Below are 9681 nucleotides of genomic sequence, written 5' to 3' on the forward strand. Positions count from 1 at the left end.
GCCGGGCCGCGGCGCGGCTGGGCGCCCGCACCGTTCTGCACGTCCATGACGGCGTGGGCGACGAGCCCGCCCATGGGGTCGTGCCGGATCAGGTCCCGCAGCCGGGACCGGGACGACCGGCCCTCGTTGCCGGGGTACAGGTGCTTGCCGAGCCCGACGGCGTGCGCCAGGGCGGCGAGCGCCGCGGTCCGCGGGTCCGGCGGTACGCCGGTGCGGATCGCGGAATCCAGCCGGGCACGGATCTCCCGGCTGATGGCGGTGTCCGTCGCCTGATAACGCGTCGTCGGCAGCACCCCGCACATCTGACCCGGCACGGCGGCGACCATGCCGCACCGCTCCAGATGCGAGAGGTAGGTCTGCCTGAGCCCCAGCCGGGGCCCGCCGATCCAGTGGACGGCACGCACGGGAGCGCCACGCCTTCGCAGCAACTCCAACGCGCAGTCCAGAGTCGGATCTCCTGTCGGCCGTGGTACCACCACGGCGATACGATCCCCGTCTGGGGCTATCCGTCCGGCCAGCGCCAGCTCCACTAGCTGTGCACCGGCCAGACCGAGGTCGAGCGACTGCGGCTGCGCAGTGGTACCCGTGGCCGGGTCCAATGCCAGCAGCAGAAGCTCCTCCGGAAGTGTTCTGCGGCTCCTGCCCATCCATGCCTCCCCGCGTGGATGAATGACAGGGTGACCCCTCTCACATTGGTCTGTCGAGGGTGCGTGACCGGTTCGTGAGGGAACCGGTAGGTATGTCGTTCTCGTCTACCGCAGGGGCCAAGCCCTCACACAGGACACTGGTACATGGTTCGGACAGGGCGCGCGCGTAGGCGTGCGGCGCATGGAGGAGGCATCGGTGGCGGGCGAGTCCCCCGACAGGTCGAAGCAGCGCGAGTCGTCGGCGGAACCGACGTCGGGGAGCGCGGGTTCGGTTCCCGAGGCGCGCGATCCGCGTCTCGCGGTGTCCCGCGAACGGAAGTCCTCGGGCGGGGACACGGCGACGAAGGTCCTGGCGGTACGACCCGAAACCCCGGCCGCGCGGGAGCAGTCGGCCGACCCCGAGGACACCGACCTGCAAGCGGCGGTGTCGACCTGGGTACGCGAACCGAGCCCGGACACACCCGCGAACGCCGACGACGCTGACGACGCTGACGACGCCGACGAGAAGGCGACGAAGGCTGACGCTTCGTCGGAGGCGGACCCGGCCGACGCCGGGGAGGAGGCGAAGGCTTCGTCCGGCGCGGAGGACGAGGCCGAGGAGCCGTCTGACGCGGACGCGGACGCGGATGCGGAGGAGCCGTCTGACGCGAAGGACGAGGCCGAGGAGCCGTCTGACGCGAAGGACGAGGCCGAGGAGCCGTCTGACGCGGACGCGGATGCGGATGCGGACGGTGAGACCGGGGTGGAGGGCTCTGCCGACGCGGAGGCCGAGACTGACGCCCCGTCCGACGCGGACGCGAAGGACGAGGCGGCTGAGGGCCGTGACGGCGCTGAGGCCGCCGATGACGAGGACGCCCCACAGGGGCCACCCGCAGCCGACGACGAGAGCCGCACGGGTGGTGCGGGCGGGAACAAGGACGCCGAAGGCGAAGCCGAGGCGGAGCCGCGCCCAGAGCCGCCGCAGGCACCCCGTGCGGGCGGGAACAAGGACGCCGAAGGCGAAGCCGAGGCGGAGCCGGGCACGGACCCCGCCGCCGAGGACACCGGCGTCGACCAGCCCACCACCGTCTTCAAGGCCGTCCGTCCCGAGACGCCCCCCGTCGACCAGCCGACGACCATGCTGAAGCTCGGCGGCAAGCCGAAGACCCCCGAGTCCGACGCGGAGCGCACCAGCAAGTTCGTCGCGCTGAAGGACGACCTGCGCAAGCCGGCCGCCGAGGCCAAGGCGCCGGACGCCACCACGCCCGTCCCCCAGGTCGGTCCCGAGCGGACCACGCAGCAGCCGCTCCCGCCCAAGCCCCCGCTGGACCTGCTGGCGGAGCTGACGAACACGCCCCCGCCCCCGGAGACCCCGGTCCGCACGCTCGTGCGCCGGATCAAGATCTGGACCCCGCTGGTCCTGCTCCTGGCGATCATCTTTGCGGTCGTACAGGCCGTGCGCCCGCTGCCGACGCCCACGCTCGCGCTCACCGGCAAGGACAGCTACACCTTCGCCGGCGACCGCACGCAGCTGCCGTGGCCCGGCGAGGGCCAGGGCTGGATGGACGTGGACGGCGTCGGCACGATGGGGCACTTCGGCAAGCAGACCCCCGTGGCCATCGGCTCGGTCGCCAAGACGATGACGGCGTACATCATCCTCAAGGACCACCCGCTGAAGCCCGGGCAGGAAGGCCCGAAGATCAAGATCGACGCGACGGCGGAGAAGGAGGGCGGCTACAACAAGGCCGGCGAGTCGACGCTCGACACCGTCAAGGCCGGTGACACCCTCACCGAGAAGCAGGCCCTGTCGGCCGTCCTGATCCCCTCCGCGAACAACATCGCGCGGCTGCTCGCGCGCTGGGACGCGGGCTCGGAGGCGGCGTTCGTGAAGAAGATGAACGCCACCGCCAAGGAACTGGGGATGACCCGCACGACGTACACCGACCCCTCGGGGCTGAAGGAGACCACCGTCTCCACGGCCGAGGACCAGGTGAAGCTGGGCCGCGCGTTCGTGAAGGTCCCGGCCCTGGTCGCGATCAGCAGCGCGGCGAGCTGGACGGACCCCTCCGGCAAGTTCTGGCCCAACTACAACGAGCTGCCGTACCGCATCGGCGCGATCGGCATCAAGACCGGCAGCACCACCGCGGCGGGCGGCAACCTGCTGTTCGCCTCGCGCAAGCAGGTCGGCGGGCAGACGGTGACGATCGTCGGCGCGATCCTCGGCCAGCACAAGCGGGAGATCCTCCAGACGGTCAACGCGGTCAGCAAGACGGCGCTGCTCGCCGCCCAGGACGCGCTGACCTCGGCGAAGATCGTGAAGAAGGGGGATGTCGTCGGGTACGTGGACGACCGGCTCGGCGGCCGTACCCCGGTGGTGGTCACGAAGGACGTCACGGCGGCCGGCTGGGCCGGGATGAAGGTGAAGCTGTCCTTCGCGTCCGGCACCGTGCCGCACACCGCGAAGGCCGGCACCCGGGTCGGGACGCTCACCGTAGGTGACGGTTCGGCCGGTGCGGTGAAGGTCCCGGTGGCCCTCCAGAAGGACCTGGCCGAGCCCGGTATCGGCGCCAGGCTGACCCGGCTGGGCTGACCGGGCCGTCCCGCGCGCACCCCGTCATGGAGCCCCCACCCGGGGGCCCGGTGACGGGGTGCGTGCTAGCGTCACGAATCGGGGCAGGTCGCCGGTCCCCGGACGGGTCCGCGAACGGGACGGAACGCGGCCGGGTACTCCGGGGGAAGCGGCCGAGAACAGAAGACGGGACACGGGGAGTGCCTTCAGGTGGCCACAGCGGAGCCGACACACGCCGACGACGCGGATCCGGGCCCGGGATCCGGCCCGCGAATACGTCGGTCCACGACTGACCCGGACCGGCGCGTCGCCGGGTCCGACGCCGGGGTGCGCCCCGGCGGACGCGCCCGCCTGCTCGCCGCCCTGGAACCGCTCCGGCAGCGGCTGCTCCGGCACCCCGCGCTGTCGATGACGGCGCTCTCGGGCGTGCTGCACATCATCTGGTTCTTCACGTTCGCGAACAGTGGTGGCGATCTCGCCGCGCAGGACGCGTGGGCGGAGTTCGTCGGCAGGCACCCGGACTCGGCGTACAACCTCGCCTGGTACGGGGGCATGCACCCGGTGTCGTACAGCGTGGTGTCGCCGTATCTGATGTCGGTCCTCGGCGTGCGGACGACGATGATGATCGCCGGGACGGTCTCGGCCGGCCTGCTGACGATGGTGCTGATCCGCAGCCGGGCGGTGAGGAACCCGCTGTGGGCCTCGCTCGCCGGGGTCTTCGCGTTCCTGTGCAACGCGATCTCCGGCCGGGTGACCTTCGGGCTCGGCACGATGTTCGCGCTCGGCTCGGTCGCGGCGGTGTTCTGCTGGCCGTACCGGTGGCGGTTCAAACGCTGGGCGAAGGCCCTGGTCGCCGCCCCGCTCGCGGCGCTCGCCACGATGGCCTCGCCGGTCGCGGGGCTGTTCGTGGGTCTGGTGGCGGTCGCGCTGTTCCTGCAGAAGCGGCGGCCGGGCGCGTGGGCGCTGGGGCTCGCGCCGTCGGCGGTGGTCGCGGTGTCGGCCTGGCTGTTCCCGTTCTCCGGCACCCAGCCCATGGGGTTCGGCTCGGTGGTCATGCCGCTGACGTACGGCCTGCTGTGCCTGTTCCTCGTGCCGAAGGAGTGGGTGACGGTCCGGCTGACGGCCGCCGTCTACAGCATCGCCGTCGTCCTGGTGTGGCTGATCAGCTCACAGATCGGGTCCAACATCTCGCGGCTGCCGATGATGTTCGCGGGCGCGACCCTGATCGCGGCCCTGCCGTACACCGTGCCGAGGTCCCGCAGGTGGTACGTGACCGTGCTGGCCTTCCTCGGCTTCGCCGGCTGGCTCGGCTTCAAGTCGGTGGACGACATCATCCACACCACCCCGGCCGCCTCCTGGGCGCGGGAACTCGCCCCGCTGGTCAACGAGCTGCAGAAGGTCGGGGCCGAGAAGGGCCGGGTCGAGGTGGTCCCGGCCCGCTCGCACCGCGAGGCCTCCGCCCTCGCGCCGTACGTCAACCTGGCCCGCGGCTGGAACCGGCAGGCCGACATGGAGCGCAACCCGCTCTTCTACGACGACACCCTCAACTCGGCGAACTACCACGAGTGGCTCCAGCGGTGGGCCGTGCACTACGTGGTGCTGCCCAAGGACAACCCGGACGGGGACGGCGGCCAGCGCGAGCGGCAGCTGCTGCGGCGCGGGATGCCGTATCTGAAGCAGGTGTGGGGCGACGCCAACTGGCAGCTGTTCAAGGTGACCGATCCGGCGCCGCTCGCCGAGCCGAACGCGGTGGTGGACCGGGCCGAGCAGGGTGAGATGACGTTGCGGGTGAGCAAGGCCGGGCGGATTCTGATCCGGATCCCGTACTCGCCGTGGCTGAGCATCGTCGACGAGCACGGCAAGAGCCAGTCCTACGACAAGATCAAGGCGTGTCTGATGGCGACGCCGGAGGACGTCGACGGGGACAAGTGGACCACGCTGCTCGCGCCGAAGCCGGGCACGTACCGGCTGGCCGCGCCGTACCAGCTGCCGCGCGGGACGCCGTGCCCGGACGCGCTGAGGAAGCCCTGACGGTCAGCGGAGCCGGTCGGCGTACGTGTCGGTGCCCGGCACCGTCGGGATGAACGGCGCCACCAGCTCCACCCGGTGAAGTGCTCCTCCCAGCAGGCGGGCGGGTCCCGTTCCAGGAACCACAGCAGCGTCAGCCGGGTGTCCACGCCCTCGACCTGCCGGACGTGGGTCATGCGGTCGCCCGGCAGCGGGGTGGGCCGGAAGACGGTCACCATCGCGGCCGGGGAGCCCGCGAGCCGGCGCGGCAGGTGCCGGGCGCGCAGCCACTCCAGCAGTGCGGGCCGCTGCTCCGGCGACCCGGTGTCGATCACCTCCAGCACCGGGCCCGCGTACGGGTGGTCGAGGGCGTGGAAGTCCCGGGGCCGGCGGCCCGCGTACATCCAGGGCATGGCCATCGCGCCGGCGTAGTAGTGATCGTCCTCGTACCAGCGGTTGTAGGCGTGCTCGTGGCCGGGGTGCGGCTCGACCATGGTGATCAGGGCGTGTCCGGGGCGGACGCCCTTTCCTCCCGCCCCCCTACTCTGACGCTCCGTCAGATGAAGCGCCATACCGGAGGAGGACCCATGTCCCTGCTCGCAGGCCGGGATCGATCCGGAGGGCACGCGGACGGCGTTCCGGGCGACGGACGTCACCGACGAGGGGCAGTGCGAGGCGCCGGCGCGGGAGCTGGGGCCGTACCGGATCCGGGTCAACACCGTGCTGCCCGGCTGGATGTGGGGACCGCCGGTGCAGGCGTACGTCCGGTTCACCGCGCTGCCGGAACTGGCCACCGACGGGAATGTGGCGGATGCGGCGGTGTTCCTCGCCTCGGACCGGGCGCGGGCGACCACGGGGCAGTCGTTGCTGGTCAACGCGGGGGTAGCTGATGCGCTGACGACACTTCGCCAACCAGCGTGAGCGTTCATGATGGTGAACGCGGATCAGCAAGCAGAACAATTTTACTCTGACTTGACCTTACGCTTGCTTGTCGTGTTCACGTGGACGGACCCACGATCGGGCACATGAACAGTCTCGACTGGGCCGTGCTCATCGGCTACTTCGGTGTGATGGTCGCGATCGGCGTCTGGTCGCACAAGCGCGTGGACAACGTTTCCGACTTCTTCACGGCCGGCGGCAAGATGCCCTGGTGGCTCTCCGGCATCTCGCACCACATGTCGGGCTACAGCGCCGTGATGTTCACCGGATACGCGGGCATCGCCTACACCTACGGCGTCACCTCCTTCATCACCTGGTCCTTCCCCATCGCGCTCGGCATCGCCATCGGGTCGAAGCTGTTCGCGCCCCGCATCAACCGACTGCGTTCCCGGCTCCATGTGGCCTCCCCGCTGGAGTACCTGAAGAACCGCTACAACCTGCCCACCCAGCAGGCGCTCGCCTGGTCCGGCATGCTGCTCAAGATCGTGGACGTGGGCGCCAAGTGGGCGGCCATCGCCACCCTGCTGTCCGTCTTCACCGGCGTCTCGCTGAACCAGGGCATCCTCATCACCGGCGCGATCACCGCGGTGTACTGCACGATCGGCGGCCTGTGGGCGGACGCCCTCACCGAACTCGGCCAGTTCGTCATCCAGTTGCTCGCCGGCATCGCGATGTTCGTGGCGGTCGTACTGAAGCTGAACGACAAGCACATCGGCTTCTTCGGCGCCTGGGACGAGCCCGCCCTGCACGGCCACGGCAAGCCGCTGGTCGGCCCCTACGGCACCGTGTTCCTCCTCGCGTTCCTCTTCATCAAGCTCTTCGAGTACAACGGCGGCATGCTCAACCAGGCCCAGCGCTACATGGCCACCGGCAGCGCCTACGAGGCCGAGCGCTCGGCCCGGCTGTCGGCGGTGCTGTGGCTGGTCTGGCCGGTGGTGCTGTTCTTCCCCATGTGGATGTCCCCGCTGCTGGTCCACGCGCAGAAGCCGGACGGCTCCGACTCCTACGCGCTGATGACCGAACAGCTGCTGCCGCACGGCCTGCTGGGCCTCGTCATCGTCGGGTTCTTCTCCCACACCATGGCGATGTGCTCCTCGGACGCCAACGCGATCGCCGCCGTGTTCACCCGGGACGTGGCACCGGTGCTGTCGGCCAAGGCGCGGGGCTGGAGCGAACGGTCGGGGCTGGTCGCGGCCCGGGTCACCACCGTCGTCTTCCTCGGCCTGTCCATGGCGGTCGCCACCCAGGTCAACTCCCCCACCTTCAAGGACATCATCACCGTCGTCATCAAGTGGGTGGCCGGTCTCATGGGCCCCATCGCGATCCCGATGATGCTCGGCCTGCTCCGCCCGTTCCGCCGCTCCGGCCCGACGGCGGCCCTCACCAGCTGGGCGGCGGGCCTGCTCGCCTTCTGGCTGGTCAACTACCCCATCAACTGGAACGTCGACGGCGGTGTCCCGCTCCAGTACCAGGTCTCGATCCCGCTCGCCGTCTCCCTGGTCCTGTACATCCTCATCGGCTACCTCAAGCCCGAGGACACCCCGGCCCGGCTCGCGATCATCGAGAAGGTCAACACGGACGGGGACGCGGTGGCGGCGGTCCCGGTACCGGCCACGGCGGGCGACGACGTGGTGGGAGCACCGTAGGGTCCCCCGCCGGGGAGCGCGCTCACGCCCGCGGATACCGGGCCAGCCACCCCGGTGACGAGCCCGCCGGGCCGTGCAGCGCCGGACCCTGCGTCATCTCCATCGCGAAGTCGTCGGCCAGTTCCAGGATCGTGGGGCGGCCCTCCAGCTCGGCCAGCCAGGCCGGCGGGAGGGCCGTCTCGCCGTGCAGGGCGCCGAGAAGGCCGCCGGTGAGAGCGCCCGCGGCGGCGGACGGGCCGCTCTGGTTCACCGCCAGGCAGAGCCCGTGCCGTACGTCCTCCCCCACCAGCGCGCAGTACACGGACGCGGCCAGCAGACCGTCCGCCGTACCGTCGCCGGCCAGTTCCTCCACCCGGGCCGGGGTCGGCATCCCCTGCCGCACCGCCCCGAGGGCGTGCTGGAGGGCGTCGGCGACCGGCTGGTGGCCGGGGCGGACGGCGAGCAGGGCGAGGGCCCGCTGCACGGCGCCGTCCAGGCTGTCGCCCCGGGCCAGCGCGTGCACGATCACGGCGTACGCGCCCGCCGACAGGTAGGCGATGGGGTGGCCGTGGGTCTGGGCGGCGCACTCCACGGCCAGCTGGACGACCAGTTGGGGCTCCCAGCCGACGAGCAGGCCGAACGGCGCCAAGCGGGCGACCGCCTCCGGGCCCAGCTCCCCCGGGTTCTTCGGCGAGTCCAGCGTGCCCATGGTGTCGTCGCCGAACCCGATGAGCAGCGCTCGGGTGGGATCCCGGCGGGCGTACAGCCACTCCTCGCGGGCCAGCCAGCCGTCGTCCTCGCGGCGCTCGTCGGGCCCCCAGTCCCGCTGGGTGGCCGCCCAGCGCAAATAGGCCCGGTGCAGATCGGTCGGCGGGTGCCAGGCGCCGGTGTCGCGACGCACCTGGGCCCGTATCAGCCCGTCCACGGTGAACAGGGTCAGCTGGGTGTGATGGGTGACCGCGCCGCGCCGCCCGTGCCCGAAGGCCAGGTCCAGCAGCCCCTCACCGCCGTACGCGGCCCGGATCTCCTCCAGGGACAGGGGATCGGCGGGCCCGCCCAGCGCGTCGCCCACCGCGGCCCCGAGCAGCGTGCCCCGCACCCGGCTCCGGAAGTCCTGCTGCTCGGCACGCCCCCAGACGGCACCGGCTGTCGCCCCCACCAGACCTCCCCTGGCACCGTCCGCCTGTACGACGCCCAGCACTGTAATCGACCGGGAACGGTCCGTTCAGTGCCGCCCGGCCGGATTCTGGCGCAATGCGTACGGCGGAGCCGGGCGGCCACCGGGAAGAATCCAGCCATGACCACCACCCCCACCGCTCACACCGGCCTCAGACTCGCCGCCGGTGTGCTCACCGGCATACTCGCCCTCTACATCGCCCTCGTCGCGCTCGGGAACATCACCGACTTCGGGACCAACCAGCAGTTCGTGCGGCATGTGCTGGCGATGGACACGACGTTCAGGGACGACGATCTGATGTGGCGGGCCGTCACCAGTACGGCACTTCAGGACACCGCGTACGTCCTCGTCATCGTGTGGGAGACCGTGGCGGCCCTGCTGCTGGTCTGGGGGACGTACCTGTGGGCGCGCCGCAGGGACGAGGCGGCCCGGCGCTGGTCCACCTACGGCCTGCTGATGCTGCTGCTGCTCTTCGGCGCGGGGTTCATCGCGATCGGCGGTGAGTGGTTCGCGATGTGGCAGTCGAAGACGTGGAACGGGCTGGACGCGGCGACCCGCGTGTTCCTGCTCAGCGGTGTCGCACTGATCGTCAACCAGTTGCCGGGGCCGGTCCGGCGGGCCGGCTCCGCATGACGCGGGGCACACCCCGGGCGCCCACTCCTGGACCCGCGCCTGCTGGCTGACCGTCTCCTTCGACACCGCCTACGGCTACCGCGACGAGCGCGGCTACGGCTGCGG

6 protein-coding genes and 2 pseudogenes are annotated in these 9681 nt (G+C 71.3%); 5 read left to right on the top strand and 3 right to left on the bottom strand.

From position 1 onward, the window contains the following. Positions 1–647 (bottom strand): GPP34 family phosphoprotein (locus ABZV94_RS37710; RefSeq protein WP_356348889.1); only part of this gene is annotated, 647 nt, incomplete at its 3' end. A gap of 181 nt (positions 648–828) precedes the next feature. Between ABZV94_RS37710 and ABZV94_RS37715 the strand changes: the two genes are divergently transcribed. Together ABZV94_RS37715 and ABZV94_RS37720 are read left to right on the top strand one after the other, a co-directional pair. Next, positions 829–3216: a D-alanyl-D-alanine carboxypeptidase gene (locus ABZV94_RS37715; protein WP_356348891.1), complete on the top strand. Its 2388-nt coding sequence runs from the start codon at positions 829–831 to the stop codon at positions 3214–3216. 189 nt (positions 3217–3405) lie between these two features. Continuing rightward, on the top strand, positions 3406–5226 hold the full coding sequence (locus tag ABZV94_RS37720) for an MFS transporter (protein ID WP_356348894.1): 1821 nt from the start codon (positions 3406–3408) through the stop codon (positions 5224–5226). Positions 5227–5229: 3 nt separating this feature from the next. On the opposite strand, the pseudogene ABZV94_RS37725 reads toward ABZV94_RS37720, so the two are convergent. Beyond that, a pseudogene (locus ABZV94_RS37725) lies at positions 5230–5774 on the bottom strand (hypothetical protein). Between the two features lie 103 nt (positions 5775–5877). On the opposite strand from ABZV94_RS37725, the pseudogene ABZV94_RS37730 reads away from it, so the two are divergent. Together ABZV94_RS37730 and ABZV94_RS37735 are read left to right on the top strand one after the other, a co-directional pair. Further along, a pseudogene (locus ABZV94_RS37730) lies at positions 5878–6123 on the top strand (SDR family oxidoreductase); the annotation flags it as partial. Between the two features lie 104 nt (positions 6124–6227). Then, positions 6228–7787, top strand: a complete 1560-nt coding sequence (locus ABZV94_RS37735) for a sodium:solute symporter family protein (RefSeq protein ID WP_356348895.1) — start codon at positions 6228–6230, stop codon at positions 7785–7787. Between the two features lie 22 nt (positions 7788–7809). Here ABZV94_RS37735 and ABZV94_RS37740 read toward each other — a convergent pair whose 3' ends face one another. Further along, positions 7810–8925, bottom strand: coding sequence for an ADP-ribosylglycohydrolase family protein (locus ABZV94_RS37740; protein ID WP_356348898.1), 1116 nt, complete (start codon positions 8923–8925; stop codon positions 7810–7812). A gap of 138 nt (positions 8926–9063) precedes the next feature. On the opposite strand from ABZV94_RS37740, the gene ABZV94_RS37745 reads away from it, so the two are divergent. Next, a complete protein-coding gene (locus tag ABZV94_RS37745; RefSeq protein WP_356348901.1) occupies positions 9064–9576 on the top strand; it encodes a DUF2165 domain-containing protein in 513 nt (170 codons plus the stop codon). Positions 9577–9681 lie beyond the last annotated feature (105 nt).

It is taken from the genome of Streptomyces sp. NPDC004658 (assembly GCF_040609555.1).
Classification (GTDB): Bacteria; Actinomycetota; Actinomycetes; order Streptomycetales; family Streptomycetaceae; genus Streptomyces.

Coding starts and splice junctions, on each gene's coding strand:
- ABZV94_RS37715 (WP_356348891.1), top strand. CDS start 829: ATGGAGGAGGCATCGGTGGCGGGCGAGTCCCCCGACAGGTCGAAGCAG.
- ABZV94_RS37735 (WP_356348895.1), top strand. CDS start 6,228: ATGAACAGTCTCGACTGGGCCGTGCTCATCGGCTACTTCGGTGTGATG.
- ABZV94_RS37745 (WP_356348901.1), top strand. CDS start 9,064: ATGACCACCACCCCCACCGCTCACACCGGCCTCAGACTCGCCGCCGGT.